13 protein-coding genes and 1 riboswitch are annotated in these 16,266 nt (G+C 74.4%); of the genes, 6 read left to right on the forward strand and 7 right to left on the reverse strand.

All coding sequences use genetic code 11. The annotated features are described in order from the left end of the window. Positions 1-57: 57 nt before the first annotated feature. Positions 58-200, reverse strand: a riboswitch (cyclic di-AMP (ydaO/yuaA leader). A gap of 313 nt (positions 201-513) precedes the next feature. From F8274_RS23340 to F8274_RS23350, 3 genes are all read right to left on the reverse strand, one after another. Continuing rightward, positions 514-1,290, reverse strand: a complete 777-nt coding sequence (locus F8274_RS23340) for a hypothetical protein (protein ID WP_151464509.1) — start codon at positions 1,288-1,290, stop codon at positions 514-516. A 160-nt stretch (positions 1,291-1,450) separates the two neighbouring features. Beyond that, positions 1,451-1,855, reverse strand: a complete 405-nt coding sequence (locus tag F8274_RS23345; protein ID WP_151464510.1) for a hypothetical protein — start codon at positions 1,853-1,855, stop codon at positions 1,451-1,453. 140 nt (positions 1,856-1,995) lie between these two features. Continuing rightward, positions 1,996-3,165 carry an acyltransferase gene (locus F8274_RS23350; RefSeq protein ID WP_151464511.1) on the reverse strand — a complete coding sequence of 390 codons (1,170 nt, stop codon included), beginning with the start codon at positions 3,163-3,165 and terminating at the stop codon, positions 1,996-1,998. A gap of 92 nt (positions 3,166-3,257) precedes the next feature. On the opposite strand from F8274_RS23350, the gene F8274_RS23355 reads away from it, so the two are divergent. Continuing rightward, complete coding sequence (locus F8274_RS23355; protein WP_151464512.1) at positions 3,258-3,896, forward strand: alpha-ketoglutarate-dependent dioxygenase AlkB; 639 nt, start codon at positions 3,258-3,260, stop codon at positions 3,894-3,896. 94 nt (positions 3,897-3,990) lie between these two features. Further along, positions 3,991-5,328, forward strand: a complete 1,338-nt coding sequence (locus F8274_RS23360; RefSeq protein ID WP_151464513.1) for a uracil-xanthine permease family protein — start codon at positions 3,991-3,993, stop codon at positions 5,326-5,328. 61 nt (positions 5,329-5,389) lie between these two features. Here the strand turns inward: F8274_RS23360 and F8274_RS23365 are convergent, their stop codons facing one another. Both F8274_RS23365 and F8274_RS23370 read right to left on the reverse strand, forming a co-directional pair. Further along, positions 5,390-7,879, reverse strand: coding sequence for a DNA topoisomerase (ATP-hydrolyzing) subunit A (locus F8274_RS23365; RefSeq protein WP_151464514.1), 2,490 nt, complete (start codon positions 7,877-7,879; stop codon positions 5,390-5,392). 32 nt (positions 7,880-7,911) lie between these two features. Further along, positions 7,912-9,969: a type IIA DNA topoisomerase subunit B gene (locus tag F8274_RS23370; protein ID WP_151464515.1), complete on the reverse strand. Its 2,058-nt coding sequence runs from the start codon at positions 9,967-9,969 to the stop codon at positions 7,912-7,914. 324 nt (positions 9,970-10,293) lie between these two features. On the opposite strand from F8274_RS23370, the gene F8274_RS23375 reads away from it, so the two are divergent. Next, the gene (locus F8274_RS23375) at positions 10,294-11,550 is read left to right on the forward strand and encodes a hypothetical protein (protein ID WP_151464516.1); all 1,257 of its coding nucleotides are present in this window, start codon (positions 10,294-10,296) and stop codon (positions 11,548-11,550) included. Between the two features lie 46 nt (positions 11,551-11,596). Here the strand turns inward: F8274_RS23375 and F8274_RS23380 are convergent, their stop codons facing one another. Further along, complete coding sequence (locus tag F8274_RS23380; protein ID WP_151464517.1) at positions 11,597-12,229, reverse strand: class I SAM-dependent methyltransferase; 633 nt, start codon at positions 12,227-12,229, stop codon at positions 11,597-11,599. Beyond that, positions 12,229-12,666: an Rrf2 family transcriptional regulator gene (locus F8274_RS23385; RefSeq protein WP_151464518.1), complete on the reverse strand. Its 438-nt coding sequence runs from the start codon at positions 12,664-12,666 to the stop codon at positions 12,229-12,231. The genes F8274_RS23380 and F8274_RS23385 overlap by 1 nt, the downstream gene beginning before the upstream one ends. Positions 12,667-13,148: 482 nt before the next feature. Between F8274_RS23385 and F8274_RS23390 the strand changes: the two genes are divergently transcribed. The 3 genes from F8274_RS23390 to F8274_RS23400 all read left to right on the forward strand — a co-directional run. Continuing rightward, the gene (locus F8274_RS23390; RefSeq protein WP_151464519.1) at positions 13,149-14,801 is read left to right on the forward strand and encodes a carbamoyltransferase C-terminal domain-containing protein; all 1,653 of its coding nucleotides are present in this window, start codon (positions 13,149-13,151) and stop codon (positions 14,799-14,801) included. Next, on the forward strand, positions 14,798-15,835 hold the full coding sequence (locus F8274_RS23395) for a glycosyltransferase family 2 protein (protein ID WP_151464520.1): 1,038 nt from the start codon (positions 14,798-14,800) through the stop codon (positions 15,833-15,835). Before F8274_RS23390 ends, F8274_RS23395 begins: the two co-directional genes overlap by 4 nt. Beyond that, positions 15,832-16,266: HAD-IIIA family hydrolase (locus F8274_RS23400; protein ID WP_192579949.1), on the forward strand; the 435-nt coding region annotated here is incomplete at its 3' end. The genes F8274_RS23395 and F8274_RS23400, both read left to right, overlap by 4 nt.

Consider the following 16,266-nt stretch of genomic DNA (forward strand, 5'->3'; position numbering starts at 1 on the left):
CATCGTGGTGCCGTGGAGGCGGGGGGACGAGCGGGGGGTGGTGAGCACGAGGAATGGCACTCCTTCCGTGGCCGCCGACCGGGTTAGCTGACGGATTCGGGCGGGAAGTAGGCCCTACCGCAGGCTGTGGGCCCGCGGATTCACCCCGGTGTTGCTGTGGGTCCCCGGTTCGTGTGAGCACGATTAGGCGGGTCGGCGCGGCGTCGCCACTTGCGATCGGAAACCGCTCCGGACGCGCCGACACTACCGGTGGGTACTCGGCCTGCCAAGCGCTCCCACCTGCGTAAACCTCGTGCAGGACTACGGATATCGGAACAGTCGGTCACTCACTTCACTCAATGGGACGAGCAGTTACGGCGGCGCCGCGCGGCGGAAAGCGGACATCAGGTGGCGACCGACCCGGAATTGCGGCGATCGATCGCCCTCTCTGCCCCCGATGACCGTTTCCGGAAGGCGGGTGACCGGACTCACCAAATTCGGATAACGATTCGGCGACCCGGTTTGGTCTGGGGGTCAGGCCGGGCGGGGTGTCGCCGTGGCCCGAGCTGCCGCCGACGGCACGGCGGAGGGCGCCGGGACCGGGGTCCGCGCCGCGGTGGCCCGGTCGGCGGGAGTGGGCCGGAGTGCCCCGGTGGCCGCGTACGCCTCCGCGGACAGGGTTCGCGCCGCCTCGGCGGCCAGCTCGGCGTCCCGCCAGGCCCGCCGCTCCCGATCGGCGGCCGCCGCCCACACCACCCGGCGGCTCTCGCGTACCGCCCGGGCCAGGACGATCTCCTGCTCGGCCGGATGCCGGCGCGGGTCCCACCCGTTGCGGTGGGCCAGCACGTCGGCGAGCTGCCGGGCGCTCAGGTCACCCCGCCAGTGCGCCGTCATCGCGGCGTGGTGCAGCCAGCGCTCCCGGGCCGCGTACTCGGCCGGTGTGCGCGGGGTCTGCGGCGCGGGCAGGGCGGCTGCCATGGCGAAGCGGCGGGCGGCCCCCTCCGCCTCGTCGTACGCCCGCCAGGCCCGTTCGGCCTCGTCCTGGGCGGTGAGCCACTGCTCACGGCGCCGCCGGGCGGTCTGCGCGGCACCGGCGGCGGCCACCGCCACCTCGTCGGCGTAGCGGCGCAGGTCGGCCCGGCGGGCGGCCTCCTGGGCGGCCGGGTCGGGGGCCGGCTCGGAGGCGCCCTCCCGCTCCGGGCGGGCGACCAGCACGGCGAGCAGGCCCAGGGCGAGCAGGAGCAGGGCCGACCAGATCGCGGCGGCCTCGGGGACCTCGGTCAGGAAGTGGTAGAGAACGGTCTGCGGCATGGTCGGCGCCTCACGGGAGAGAACGTGGTGGAGAGGTGTCCGCACGGTCCGCGGAAGCGGCGGGCGCAGCGGCAGCGGGTGCCGCCGGCCGCCTGCGGGCGGGTGCGGGGGTGAGGTTCGGTGCGTGCGGCGGGCACGGGCCGACGGCCCGCGGGCGGGGTCAGCGGACGGGCGGGGCCCGGGACCCGACGGTGGCCGGAACCAGCCCGGTCAGGACGAGCGCGAAGCCCTGCCCGGCACCGGCGATGGCGGCAACGCCGCCCGTGAACTCCGGTCCGGCAGTGGTGGCGGTGGTTCCGCCGGTGCGGTCCTGCTCCGTCGCCGCGCCGGCGACGGGCCGGTCGGCCGCGGCCCTCAGGTGCTGCCCGGCCGCGGCCCCGGCCTGTGGGGACGGGCCCTCGACGGAGGCCACCACGGTGGGCGCCACCGGCGCGGTCGCGGCCCCGCCGAGCGGCAGCGTCGCCGCGCCGAACGAGCAGGCGACGAGCACGGCCAGGGTGGCCAGCGTCCGGGCGGTCCAGCGCGCCACCCACCACACGGGACAGGTGAGCGCGATCGGCAGCACGGGTACAAACTACCGCCGATGACGCCACATCGCACCGCCGGCGGGCGTGTCGCGCCGCCGCGCCGGAGACGAGGCACCGGCCAGGGTGGACAGGCGGCGGACGGACCGGGGCGGGCCGCGCCGAGGGGAGCGCGCCCGGCTCAGCCCGGGTCGCGCCGCCCGGCGTACTCGACGGGTCGTGCCGGGGTGTCGGGGGGCGCGCGCGGGGCGGGGATCCGCGGTGCCGGCGCCCGGCGGACCCGGCGTGGCGGGCCGAGACGCCGCATCATGGGCATCTCCACCCAGCGGTGCAGGGCCGCCGCGAGCAGGAGGTTGAGCAGCAGGAAGGCGAGCACCACGAGCGGTCCCCACCAGCCGCCCAGGCCGGCGCCCCAGTCGCCGGTGAGTCGCAGCACGGTCCTCATGACCAGCACGTGGACCAGGTAGAAGGCGAAGGAGACCTCGCCGAGCCACACCATCGTGCGGGACCGCCACGGCGTGGGCCGGCCCCGCACGTCGGCGTCCGCCGCCGCGGTGATGACCAGCAGGTAGGCGGCCGCGAGCAGGGCCGCCCAGAACTCGGCGCGGATCCACAGCGCGGCGACCACCCAGGTGGCGACGAAGAGCAGGCTGGCCACGGTCAGGTTCGGCCCGCGCCAGCGGCCCCGGCGCAGCAGCTCGGCGGCCGCCACACCCAGCCAGAACTCGAAGGAGCGGGTGACCGGGAAGATCTGGGTGAACCACCAGCGGTTCTCCTCGGGCACCAGGAGCTGCGCGGGCCAGAGGGCCAGGATGAGCAGCGGCACGGCGACCACGACCGCCCACAGCGCGCCGGTGCGGGCCCGGCGCAGCCACGGCAGCACCAGCGGCAGGCAGAGATAGAAGGCCAGCTCGCACGAGAGCGACCAGCTCACGTTGTTGACGCTGTAGAAGTAGCCGTCGAGGGGGATCCAGGCCTGCAGCAGGAAGAGGTTGCCGACCGCGGCCCACGGGGCGACCGGGTCGGCGAACCAGAACGCGACGGCCAGCGCCACCGCGAAGGTCACCAGGTGGTTCGGGTAGATCTTGGCGAGCCGGCGGCGCAGGAAGGTCCGCCGGGGCTCGCCGTCCCGGTACGACCAGACCAGCACGAATCCACTGAGGATGAAGAAGAACTCCACCCCGGAGAGACCGAGGCTGAACGCCTTGCCCACCAGGACCTTCAGGTCGGGCTGGGCGATGATCCCCATGGTGCCGACGTGGAAGGCGAAGACCAGCAGGGCGGCGACCCACCGCAGCCCGGTCAACGACGGTAGGCGGGTGGCGCGGGTGGCGGCCGGGGCACTCGTCACGCCGGGCACCCTACCCGGCGCCCGAGGTCGCGACCCCGACCGCTGCCACCAACCCTCGTACGCCTGTTCGAGTGCGAGGTAGGATCGGCGGCGTGTCCGACGTCGCGTACCAGCCCTCGATGCTCGACTTCGCCGCGCAGGGCCCCACCCTGGGCCCGCTCGCCGGCCGGGTGCGCCGGCACGAGCTGAGCCGGGGCGCCTGGGTCGACCACCTGCCCGGCTGGGTGGCCGGCTCCGACGCGGTGCTCGACACGCTGCTGCACGAGGTGCCGTGGCGGGCCGAACGCCGCACCATGTACGACGCCGAGGTCGACGTCCCCCGCCTGCTCTGCTGGTACGCCGCCGGCCGGCAACTGCCCCACCCGGTGCTCACCACGGCGCGCGACACGCTCACCCGGCACTACCCGGCCGAGCTGGGCGAGCCCTTCGTGACGGCCGGGATGTGCCTCTACCGGGACGGCCGGGACAGCGTGGCCTGGCACGGCGACACCCTGGGCCGCTCCGCGCACACCGACACCCTCGTGGCCATCGTCTCGTTCGGCTCGCCCCGGCCGCTGCTGCTGCGCCCCCGGGGCGGCGGGGGAACCAGCCTGCGTTTCCCGCTCGGCCACGGCGACCTGGTGGTGATGGGCGGGTCCTGCCAGCGCACCTGGGAGCACGCCGTCCCGAGGACCGCCCGGCCGGTCGGCCCCCGGGTCAGCGTCCAGTTCCGCCCCGCCGGGGTGGCCTGACCCCGAGCCGGGCCCGAGCACGGGCCGGCACCGTGCTAGAAACAACTCTCAGGGTCGATCACGCCCCCGTCACCTGACGACGCGAAGGGCTGCCATGACCCCGTCCCCCACCTCCCACTGGTCCCCCTGGACCCTGCACGGCGACGGACGCTCCGTCACACCCGGCGACGTGGTCCACCCCGGCGAGCGGCTGTCCTGGCCGCGCACGGTCGGGGTCGGCGTGCAGCACGTCGTCGCCATGTTCGGCGCCACCTTCACGGTGCCGCTGATCACCGGCTTCCCGCCGGCCACCACGCTCTTCTTCTCCGGGCTGGGCACGCTGCTGTTCCTGCTGATCACCGGCAACCGGCTGCCCTCGTACCTGGGGTCGTCGTTCGCCTTCATCGCCCCGGTGCTGGCCGCGAAGACCGACGGCGGCATCGGCGCGGCGCTCGGCGGCATCGTGGTGGCCGGCGTCGCGCTGGCGCTGGTCGGCGTCGTGGTGCAACTGGCCGGGGCGCGCTGGATCGACGCCCTCATGCCGCCGGTGGTGACCGGCGCCATCGTGGCCCTGATCGGGCTCAACCTCGCCCCGGTGGCCTGGGACGGCGGCGGCAGCGGCACCGGCGTCAAGGCCCAGCCGCTGATCGCGGTGATCACCCTGGCCGCGATCCTGGTCACCACGGTGCTCTTCCGCGGCTTCCTGGCCCGGCTGTCCATCCTGCTCGGCGTCGTGGTCGGCTGGGTGCTGGCGGCGCTGCTCGGCCGGCTCGACCCGGCGGCGGTCACCACGCTGAAGGAGGCCGCCTGGGTGGGCCTGCCGCAGTTCCACGCCCCGAGCTTCGGCCTGCGCGCCGTGGTGCTGGTCATCCCGGTGATCCTGGTGCTGATCGCGGAGAACGCCGGGCACGTCAAGGCGGTCGCCGCGATGACCGGGCGGAACCTGGACCGGGACATGGGGCGGGCGTTCCTCGGCGACGGCATCGCCACCGTGCTGGCCGGCTCCGGCGGCGGCTCCGGCACCACCACGTACGCGGAGAACATCGGCGTGATGGCGGCGACCCGGGTGTATTCGACGGCGGCGTACTGGGTGGCCGGGTTCGCGGCGGTGCTGCTCGGGCTCTGCCCGAAGTTCGGCGCGCTGATCCTCACCGTGCCGGCCGGTGTGCTGGGCGGCGCCACCACGGCCCTGTACGGCCTGATCGCCGTGCTGGGCGCCCGCATCTGGATCGAGAACCGGGTGGACTTCCACGACCCGGTCAACCTCATGACCGCTGCGGTCGCCGTGATCGTCGGCGCCGCGAACTACACCCTGACCGCCGGCGACCTCTCCTTCAACGGCATCGCCCTGGGCACCGCCGCCGCCCTGGTGATCTACCACGGCATGCGCCTGATCGCCCGCCTGCGCGGCACGACCCCCGGGCCCGGCCGAGGCCCGGAACCCGAACTCTGACCCCTCAACTCACATGGAAGGGGCCTGCGGCGCAGCCGCGGGGCCCCTTCCATGCCTGACGTCAGTCGCGGTCGATCTGGTGGCCGATCACCGTGGGGCCGAGCATCACCGCGAAGCCCGAGCCGTCGCGGCGCGGGTCGGCCGGGGGCAGCTCGACCGGGTCGCCGGTGGCGGTGGCGCCGACCGGTCGCGGGCCGATCCAGGCCACGGCCAGGTCCAGCTCGCCCTTGAGCAACCGCTGGGCGCGCACGCCGCCGGTCGCCCGGCCCTTCGCCGGGTACGCCTTGAAGGGCGTCACCTTGACCGTCGCGCCGGTGGAGGTGACCACCATCGGCTCCCCGTGGCCCGGGTCGTCGGTGCGGACCGCGCCGAAGAAGACCACCCGCGCCCCGGCCGGCAGGTTGATGCCGGCCATGCCGCCGCCCTTGATGCCCTGCGGCCGGACCACGGACGCCGCGAAGCGCAGCAGCGACGCCTCCGACGAGACGAACGCCAGCGTCTCCGCCCCGTCGGTGAGCCAGGTCGCCCCGACCACCTCGTCGCCGTCGCGCAGGGAGATCACCTCGAACTCGTCCGAGCGGACCGGCCACTCGGGGGCGCAGACCTTCACCACACCCTGCCGGGTGCCGAGCGCCAGCCCGGGCGACCCCTCGGCGGACGGGCCGAGCGGGGCCAGCCCCACGACCGTCTCGCCCTGCTCCAGCGGCACCAGCTCGGCGGCGGACATGCCGCCGCGCAGCGACACCGTGCCGGACTGCTCGGGCAGCACCGGCAGCGGCAGCACGTCGATCTTGAAGGCCCGCCCGGCGCTGGTCACCAGGAGCACCCGGCCGCGGGCGGTGGAGTGCACCACGGCGCGGACGGCGTCGTGCTTGACCCGGCCGCTGCGCCGGCGCGCCTCGGCGGCCTCCTCCGACTCGGCCGCAGTGCGAGCGACCAGCCCGGTGGCGGAGAGGATGACCTGGCAGGGGTCGTCGGCGACCTCCAGCGGGCCCGCCGGCACCGAGGCCGCCAGCACCTCCTTGAGGTCGCCGTCGACCAGCGTCGTGCGGCGGTCGGCGCCGAACTGCTTGACCACCGCGGCCAGCTCGTCGGAGACCAGCTTCCGCAGCACCTTCGGGTCGTCGAGGATCTTCGACAGCTCGGCGATCTCGCCGCGCAGCTTCTCCTGCTCGGCCTCCAGCTCCAGCCGGTCGTACTTCGTGAGCCGGCGCAGCGGGGTGTCCAGGATGTAGGTGGCCTGGATCTCGGAGAGCTTGAACTTCTGCATGAGGCCGTCCTTGGCGGCCTGGGCGTCCTCGCTGGCCCGGATCAGCCGGACCACCTTGTCGATGTCGAGCAGGGCGATCAGCAGGCCGTCGACCAGGTGCAGGCGCTCCTCGCGCTTGCGCTTGCGGTACGCGCTGCGGCGGGTGACCACCTCGTAGCGGTGGGCGAGGAAGACCTCCAGCAGCTCCTTGAGCCCCAGGGTCTGCGGCTGGCCGTCGACCAGGACCAGGTTGTTCACGCCGAACGACTGCTCCAGCGGGGTGAGCCGCCAGAGGTCGGCCAGCAGCGCCTGCGGGTTGACCCCGACCTTGCACTCGATGACCAGCCGGGTGCCGTTCTCCCGGTCGGTGAGGTCCTTGACGTCGGCGATGCCGGTCAGCCGCTTGGTCTTGTTGACCTCGTTGGTGATGGCGGCGATGACCTTCTCCGAGCCCACCCCGTAGGGCAGCTCGGTGACCGTGATGGCCTGGCGGCCGCGGCTGCCCTCCAGCGGGCCGGTCTGCACCCGGGCCCGCATCCGCACCACACCGCGCCCGGTCTCGTACGCCCGGCGCACCTCGTCGAGCCCGAGGAGCAGCCCGCCGGTGGGCAGGTCGGGGCCGGGGACGAACTCCATGAGCTTGTCGAGCGTGGCGTCCGGGTGGTTGATCAGCCAGCGGGCGGCGTGGACCACCTCGGCCAGGTTGTGCGGGATCATGTTGGTGGCCATCCCGACCGCGATCCCGGACGCGCCGTTGACCAGCAGGTTGGGGAAGGCCGCCGGCAGCACGGTGGGCTGGGTGAGCGAGCCGTCGTAGTTGGGCTCGACGTCGACGGTGTCCTCGCCCAGCTCGCCGACGAGCAGCATGGCCTCGCGGGACATCCGGGCCTCGGTGTAGCGGGCGGCGGCCGGGCCGTCGTCGGGCGAGCCGAAGTTGCCGTGCCCGTCGATCAGCGGCACGTTGAGCGAGAAGTCCTGGGCCAGCCGGACCATCGCGTCGTAGATCGCCGCGTCGCCGTGCGGGTGGTACTTGCCCATCACGTCGCCGACGATCCGGGCCGACTTCACGTGGCCCCGGTCGGGGCGGTGTCCCTGCTCGGACATGGACCAGAGGATGCGCCGGTGCACCGGCTTGAGCCCGTCGCGGGCATCGGGCAGGGCCCGCGAGTGGATGACCGAGAAGGCGTACTCCAGGTAGGAGTCCGACACCTCATTGACCAGCGGGTTGTCGAAGACCCGGGCGCCGGCCTGGTCGAAGGCGGAGAGGTCCGCCTTGGCGCGGTCGTCCTTGCGGCGTGCCATGGTGCAGCTTCCTTCCGAAACGAACGCAGTGGTCAGGCGTCGATGGCGTCGCGGTCGACCAGGTCGGCCGAGTCGATGAGCCAGTTGCGGCGGGGCTCGACCTTCTCCCCCATGAGCAGTTCGAGGATCCGCTCGGCGGCCTCGACGTCGTCGAGGGTGATGCGGCGGACCGCCCGGGTGGCCGGGTTCATGGTGGTCTCCCACAGCTCGTCGGCGTCCATCTCGCCGAGGCCCTTGAATCGCGGGATGGGCGTGACGATCTGCTTGCCGGCCTTCTCCAGCTTGCGCACCGTCGCCTCCATCTCGGCCTGGGTGTAGGTGTAGACGGTCTGCGGGTTGCGCCCCTTCGTGGTGATCTTGTGCAGGGGCGGCATGGCCGCGTAGAGCCGGCCCGCCTCGATGAGCGGCCGCATGTAGCGGGCGAAGAGCGTGATGAGCAGGGTCCGGATGTGCGCGCCGTCCACGTCCGCGTCGGCCATGATGAGCACCCGGCCGTAGCGCAGCGCGGAGAGGTCGAAGGTGCGCCCCGACCCGGCGCCGAGCACCTGCACGATCGCCGCGCACTCGGCGTTGTCCAGCACCTGCTGGAGGTTCGCCTTCTGCACGTTGAGGATCTTGCCGCGGATGGGCAGCAGGGCCTGGTATTCCGAGGAGCGGGCCATCCGGCTGGTGCCGAGGGCGCTGTCACCCTCGACGATGAACAGCTCGCTGCGGTCCACCCCGGTGGCCCGGCAGTCGACCAGCTTGGGCGGCATCGACGCGCCCTCCAGGGCGGTCTTGCGCCGGGCGGCGTCCTTCTGCTGCTTCTGGGTCAACCGGACGCGGGCCGCGTCGACGATCTTCTGCAGCACCGTGCGGGCCTCGGCCTTGGTCCTCCGGTCCTCCAGCCACGCCTTGAGGTGCGCCTCGACCAGACCCTGGAGCACCTTGGTGATGCCCGCGGTGGACAGCTCGTCCTTGGTCTGCGAGGTGAACTGCGGCTCGGGGATCCGCACGTGCACCACCGCGGTCATGCCCTCCAGGACGTCGTCCAGGGTCGGCGCGTCCTCCTTGGGCTTGAGCAGGCCGCGGGTGTTGCGGGCGGCCTCGGCCAGGGTGCGCGCCAGGGCCCGCTCGAAGCCCTTGCGGTGGGTGCCGCCGTGGGCGTTGCGGATGGTGTTGGTGAAGCACTCGACGGTGCGCTCGTAGCCGGTGCCCCAGCGGAACGCCACCTCGATCTCGGCTCGGCGCTGCACGTTGGACTGCATGACGCCGTTGGCGTCGGCGGCGTTCTCCCGGTAGGTGCCCTCGCCGGTGACCAGCAGGGTGCCGGAGACCGGGCGGTCGCCGGCCGGGGCGAGATATTCCACCATGTCGGTGAGGCCGTTGGGGAAGTGGAAACTCTCCTCGACGGCCTTCTCGCCGGTCTCGTCGCGCAGCCGGTAGGCCACGCCGGGGACGAGGAAGGCGGTGTTGCGCAGCTTGAGCCGGACCGCCTCGGTGTCGAGGGCCGCGCCGGTCTCGAAGTAGCGCGGGTCGTGCCACCAGCGGATGGAGGTGCCGGTGCGCTGGCCGCGCTTCATGGCGCCGACGATCTGCAGGCCGGGGCCGGGCGTGAACGGCGCCTCCGGGCCGTCGCCGTCGAAGATCCCGGGTACGCCGTGCCGGAACGACATCGAGTGGACCTTGCCGCCGCGGCGGACCGTCACGTCGAACCGCCGGGAGAGCGCGTTCACGGCCGAGGCGCCCACACCGTGCAGGCCGCCGGAGGTCTTGTAGCCGGACCCGCCGAACTTGCCACCCGCGTGCAGCCGCGTGAGCACCAGCTCGACGCCGGAGATGCCCGACTTGGCGTGCACGTCGGTCGGGATGCCGCGGCCGTCGTCGTCGACCCGCACCGAGCCGTCGGCGTGCAGGATCACGTCGACCTTGGTCGCGTGACCCGCGACACCCTCGTCGGTGGAATTGTCGAGGATCTCGTTGACGAGGTGACCCACGCCACGGCTGTCGGTCGAGCCGATGTACATGCCGGGGCGCTTCCGGACGGCGTCGAGGCCCTCCAGGTGCGTCAGGTCGTCGGCCCCGTACAGGGTCTCAGGCTGTGCGGTCAACTGGTCGTACTCCCAGGTCTCGGCGGTGTGGTGCCGTTCACCGTGCGATCCCCCACGTCGATCGCCAGGCGCGGCGCGCCGGAGCGAGCCTAGCCCGGCACTCCGACAGACCCGTGGCACCCGGTGCGGTGCGGCGTCGGATACCGCGCGACCGGAGGCGACGAGGCGTCCGTGCACGACAACGACGTGGGCGGCCGGTGTCTTCCCGGCCCGGAGCCCGGCGACGGCCGCCCGGGCGGCCATTCATTGACGTACGTCACACGGACGTGATCTCATCGCCTCCTTGAAGAATCTTTCACATTTCGATGTGTGGGGGGTCGGGCCATGTCCCTGTTCCGTCGTGGCGCGCTCGCGGTGGCGCTCGCCGTCGCCTCGGTGGCGCTGCCGGCCGCCGTGGCCCCCGCCGGGCCCGCCGCGGCCGCCCTGCCCACCGCCGCCGTGGCGCTGGGCGACAGCTTCATCAGCGGCGAGGGCGCCGGGGCGTACGCGCCGGTGGTCGACGTCAACGGGGCGGCCCAGGGCTTCCCCGGCTGGTCGGCGCCGAACAGCAACGCCTACTTCTGCCACCGCTCGCCCAACGCCTCGCTGTTCCAGGCCGACCTGCCGGGCATCGCCGCCCGGTTCAACCTGGCCTGCTCGGGCGGGCAGCCCTACGACATCGCCGCCGCCTCCGCGAGCCGCACCAAGGGCCGGCAGGTCGCCGCCCAGCTCGACCAGCTCCGGACCGTGGCGCGCACCCACGACATCGACCTCGTGCTGGTGGGCCTCGGCTCGAACAACAGCTCGTTCACCTTCGGCAGCGTGGCGGAGAAGTGCGCCAACCGGTTCATCGCCGACGCCGGGACCGGCTGGTGGGAGTTCTGGGCGTACCTCGGCGGGCCGGTCGAGCAGGAGCCCTGCACGGACGCCGACCTGGGCACCGCCGCCCACTTCGCCGCCGCGACCGCGGAGACCACCGCGGCGGCCCGGCAGCTCCTCACCACCCTCGACCAGATCGACGCCGACGGCCAGCACCGGGTGGTGTTCCAGGACTACACCAACCCGCTCCCCGCCGAGCTGGCCTCCGGCTACTGGAGCGAGGACGACCGGGACGACACCCGGGACAAGTTCCGCGCCCTCGGCGCCGAGCGGTACGCGGCCGGCTGCCCCATCCACCGCGGCAGTTTGGCCCCGGGCCAGCGCTTCTCGCAGGGCCTCGGCACGCTGGTGGGCTCGGTCCGGACCACCCTGGCCGCCGAGTTCCCGCAGGACGACCTCGTCTACCTCAACGTGCAGCGCGCCTTCGACGGCGCCCGGCTCTGCGAGTCGGCGGGCAGCCCCGGCAACGCCCTGGCCACCCCGATCCGGCTGATGGACGGCCCGACCGGCGTCTTCGTGACCAGCCTCTCCGGCTACGACAAGCTCGACATCCAGCGGATCGCGAACGCCTGCGGCACCTACTTCCAGACCTGCCAGGAGTCCTGGCACCCGAGCGCCGCCGGCCACCGGGTGCTCGGCCGCTGCCTGACCGGCGCCGCCGCGACGGGCTCCCGGGCGGTCTCCTGCGTCCGCGCCCCGGACGGCACGATCACGGTGAGCTGACCCACGACCGCGAGGCGTTCCCCGCTCGGGGGCGCCTCGCGGCGGGTCAGGAACGGACGGCCGTGCCGAGCACGTGCGGCGACGCCGGCCCCGGCATTCCGCTCGGCGGGAAGCGGAACCGGTCCAGCTCGACCACCGTGAACCCGGCGGCGCGGATCGCCGCCACGGTGTCCCGTGCCGTGTGGCAGCCGGCGCAGCACAGTGGCCAGAGCGTGGCGTCGGCCAGGCGCTGGGCCCGGCGCAGCCCGGGGGTCTCCGCGACGACGTGCTCGTAGAAGCGGAGCTGCCCGCCCGGGCGGAGCACCCGGCGCGCCTCGCGCAGCGCCACCGCCTGGTCCGGCACCGAGCAGAGCACGAGCGACAGCACCACCGCGTCGGCGCTCGCGTCCGCGACCGGCAGCGCCTCGGCCAGGCCGGCCGCCACGGTCACCGGCACGCGGGCGTCGGGCGCGGCGGCCCGGACGAGGGCCCACAACCGCGGCTCGGGCTCCACGGCGAGCACCCCGGTCACGGTCGGCGGATAGTGCGGGAGGTTCCGCCCGTTGCCGGCGCCCACCTCGACCACCCGGCCGCGCAGCGCGGTGACCAGGCGACGGCGGTGGGCGGCGGCGCCGGCCCGGTCCATGGCGACGCTGGCGCGGGCGAAGACCCGGGCGAAGATCGGATGTGAGACCGCCATCAGGGGCGAACTGCCGGGGCACCGAGGCTGAGCAGCAGCGGACCGGCCGCGCCGTCGACCAGGTCGCCGAGGCGTACCCCGTCGAGCACGGCGAGGAAGGCGGCCTGGGCGCGGCGCAGTTCGCCGCGCAGCCGGCAGCCGGCGACCAGCGGGCACGCCGGCTGCTCGCAGTTGACCACCTCGTCGTCGCCCTCGAAGGCCCGCACCACGTGGCCGACGGTCAGCTCCCCGGCGGGCTCGGCGAAGGCCACCCCGCCGGACCGGCCCCGGATGGTCACCAGCACGCCGAGCCGCTGCAGGCGCTGCACCACCTTGGCCACGTGGCTGCGCGGCAGCGCGAGCTGGGTGGCGAGCTCGTCCACGGTGGTCCGGGCCGGGGACGCGGCGGTCAGCATGGCGATCCGCAGGGCCATGTCGGTCGACCGGTTGAGCTTCACGCCTCGACCCTAGCCAGCGCGCGCCCGCCGCGACACGGGCCGACCAGCCCGTTCGCGACGGTGATCCTGGCCACGCGGGTCCCGGGACCTTCGACCCTGAAGAGGCATCTCCGTTCCTGTTCAGTGGTGGTCGACCCGTTCGACGCCCGCCGGCGACCAACACGAGCAGCCTCTGGCGCAGCCGGGCGCCTGGACCGCCGTGCACGGTCCGGGCGCTGCGCCCGCTGTCGGTGGCACGGGCCCGCGTTAGCTGCTCCTCGGCGAGCACGGCAGGTTGAACGGGGACACGGAACACCTCCGGATCGGATCGCGCGGCGCGGGGCGCCGGAGCCGGCTGCGCCGCTTTGCCCACCTTCGCCGCTTACCGCCGCGCCGACCAGGGGCTTTGGTCCCGAATCGGGAGGTCCACACCGGAGATTCGACTTCTCGGGGAAGTCGATGATCTACAGGTTAGGTCCTGATCGCCAGGGTAGGGACCACTCATGCGCGTCCTGGGAATAAACGCGATCTTCCACGACCCCGCGGCCGCCCTGGTGGTCGACGGCCGGGTGGTGGCCGCCGCCGAGGAGGAGCGGTTCAGCCGGCGCAAGCACGGCAAGCGCCCGGTCCCGTTCTCGGCCTGGGAGCTGCCCGAGCTGTCCGCCGCGTGGTGCCTGGCCAGCGCGGGGATCGACGTGGACAGCCTCGACGCGGTCGCGTACTCGTTCGACCCCGGCCTCTGCCGCGACGCGGCCGAGCTGGGCCTCAGCGACCCGTGGGACTGGCTGCGGATCGACTACGCCCGGCGGGCCCCGCAGTTCCTCGCCGCCGCCCTGCCGGGCCTCGACCCGGACCGGGTGCGGTTCGTGCCGCACCACGTCGCGCACGCCGCCTCCGCCGGCCTGGCCGCCCCGCCGGCCGGCGACGACACCGCGGTGCTGGTGCTCGACGGGCGCGGCGAGGTGGCCAGCCACCTGGCCGGCGTCTACCGCGACGGCCGGCTGTCGCCGCTGCACTCCCAGCAGCTCCCCCACTCGCTCGGCCTGCTCTACGAGGACCTCACCCGGCACCTGGGCTTCCTGCACTCCAGCGACGAGTACAAGGTCATGGCGCTGGCCTCCTACGGCCGGCCGAAGCACCTGGGCCTGCTCCGCGACCTGGTCCGGGTCACCGACGACGGCGGCTTCCAGGTCGAGCGGATCGACTGGGCCGGCATGGCCAAGGCGGTCGCCGCCGGAGGCGAGCTGACCGAGGAGCACGCCGACCTGGCCGCCAGCGTCCAGACACGGCTGGAGGAGGTCATCCTCGACCTGTCCCGCTGGCTGTACGACGCCTCCGGCGGCGCCAGCACCCTGGCCCTGGCCGGCGGGGTGGCGCTGAACTGCGTGGCCAACGCCCGGCTCGCGGCCGAGGGGCCGTATCGGGACGTCTGGGTGCAGCCCGCGGCCGGCGACGCCGGCACGGCCCTCGGCGCGGCACTGCACGTGGCCGGCGAGCTGGGCGACCGGTCCACCCCCATGATGGGTGCGGACCTGGGCCGGGGCTGGTCCGACGACGAGCTGGAGGCGGAGCTGCGGCGGGCCGCGCTGCCGTACACCCGGCCGGCGTCGATCGCCGCCGAGGCCGCCCGGGTGCTCGCCGACAACGGCATCGTGGCCTGGTACCAGGGGCGCAGCGAGTACGGCCCGCGGGCGCTCGGCCACCGGTCGCTGCTGGCCCACCCGGGCGACCCGGACACCACCCGGCGGATGAACGACGTCAAGGGCCGGGAGCAGTTCCGGCCGATCGCCCCGATGGTCCGCGCGGAATGCTTCGCGGACCTGTTCGACGGGGTCTACCCCAGCCCGTACATGCTCTTCGTGCACCGCGTGAGGCCGGAGTGGCGGGACCGCATCCCGGCGGTCACCCACGTCGACGGGACCGCCCGGGTGCAGACCGTGCACCCGGAGACCGAGCCGCTGGTGGCCGAACTGCTGGCCGAGTTCGAGCGGCGCACCGGGCTGCCGGTGGTGGTGAACACCTCGCTGAACACCGCCGGACGGCCCATGGTGGACACCCCCCGCGAGGCCATGGAGCTGTTCGGCTCCGCCCCGGTGGACCTGCTCGCCCTCGGCCCGTTCGCGGTGCACCGCCGCGCGCTGGGCGGTGCCCGGTGATCAGCGTCGTCGTGCCCACCCTGGGCCGGCCGAGCCTGGCCGTCCTGCTGGACGCCCTCGCCGGCCAGCTCGACGGGCTGCCCGGGGTCGAGCTGATGCTGGTCGACGACCGGCGCGACGACACCGGGGAACTGGCCGTGCCGGGGGCGCTGGCGGCGTACACGAAGGTGCTGACCGGGCGCGGCGCGGGCCCGGCGGCCGCCCGAAACCTGGGCTGGCGGGCCGCCCGGGGCGAATGGGTGGTCTTCCTCGACGACGACGTGGTGCCGGCGCCGGACTGGGCCCGGCGGCTGCGCGCCGACCTCGCGGTGGGCGGCGGGGTCGGCGGCGTGCAGGGCGTGGTGGACGTGCCGCTGCCCGCGCAGCGGCGCCCCACCGACTGGGAACGCGGGACCGCCGGCCTGGCCGAGGGGCGGTGGATCACGGCGGACATGGCCTACCGCCGGAGCGCCCTGGCCGCCGTCGGCGGGTTCGACGAGCGCTTCCCGCGCGCCTACCGGGAGGACGCCGAGCTGGCCCACCGGGTCCGCCGCGCCGGCTGGGACCTGGTCCGCGGGCGCCGCCGGGTGACCCACCCGGTCCGCCCGGAGAACCGCTGGGTCAGCCTGCGCACCCAGCGCGGCAACGCCGACGACGCGCTGCTGCGCCGGCTCTACGGCCCGGCGTGGCGCACCGACCTCGACCTGCCGCCGGGTCGGCGCTCCCGGCACGTGGCGGTCGCCGCGGCCGGCGCGGTGGCGCTGGCGGCCGCGGCGCTGCGCGCCGCTCCCCTGCGTTCCGCGCGCGCCCGGCGGGCGGCCGGCGTGGCCGGCGGCCTCGCCGCGCTCGGCTGGACGGCCGGCACCGCCGAGTTCACCCGGGCCCGCGTCGCGCCCGGCCCGCGCACCCCCGACGAGGTCGCCACCATGCTGGTGACCAGCGCGCTCATCCCGCCGCTCGCCGTCGTCCACTGGGTACGCGGCTGGTGGCTCGCCCGTGCCGTCCCGGCCGGGGCAGTGGTCACCGCGCCGGCACCGGGGGCGGAACGGTGCTGAGCCCTTTGTACGACGCGGTGCTGCTCGACCGCGACGGCACCCTGGTCGAGGACGTGCCCTACAACGGCGACCCGGAGAAGGTCCGCCCGCTGCCCGGCGCCCGGGCGGCGCTGGACCGGCTGCGCGCGGCCGGGCTCCGGCTGGCCGTGGTGACCAACCAGTCCGGGCTGGCCCGGGGCTACTTCACCAAGCGGCAGATGCACGCCGTGCACGCCCGGATCGAGGAACTGCTCGGCCCGCTCGACCACTGGGCGATCTGCCCCCACGACGACACCGACGGCTGCGCCTGCCGCAAGCCGGCCCCCGGGCTGGTGCACGAGGCCGCCCGGGCGCTCGGCACCACGCCCAGGCGGTGCGTGCTGGTCGGCGACATCGGCCGCGACATGGCCGCCGCGCTGGCCGCCGGCGCCACCGGGATCCTCGTGCCCACC

Source organism: Micromonospora sp. AMSO31t (assembly GCF_008868175.1).
In the GTDB taxonomy this organism is placed as follows: Bacteria; Actinomycetota; Actinomycetes; order Mycobacteriales; family Micromonosporaceae; genus Micromonospora.

What these genes read in the sequence shown, in the direction of transcription:
- F8274_RS23340 (WP_151464509.1), bottom strand. Translation starts at nt 1,290, where the DNA reads ATGCCGCAGACCGTTCTCTACCACTTCCTGACCGAGGTCCCCGAGGCC.
- F8274_RS23360 (WP_151464513.1), top strand. Translation starts at nt 3,991, where the DNA reads ATGACCCCGTCCCCCACCTCCCACTGGTCCCCCTGGACCCTGCACGGC.
- F8274_RS23365 (WP_151464514.1), bottom strand. Translation starts at nt 7,879, where the DNA reads ATGGCACGCCGCAAGGACGACCGCGCCAAGGCGGACCTCTCCGCCTTC.
- F8274_RS23375 (WP_151464516.1), top strand. Translation starts at nt 10,294, where the DNA reads ATGTCCCTGTTCCGTCGTGGCGCGCTCGCGGTGGCGCTCGCCGTCGCC.
- F8274_RS23380 (WP_151464517.1), bottom strand. Translation starts at nt 12,229, where the DNA reads ATGGCGGTCTCACATCCGATCTTCGCCCGGGTCTTCGCCCGCGCCAGC.
- F8274_RS23390 (WP_151464519.1), top strand. Translation starts at nt 13,149, where the DNA reads ATGCGCGTCCTGGGAATAAACGCGATCTTCCACGACCCCGCGGCCGCC.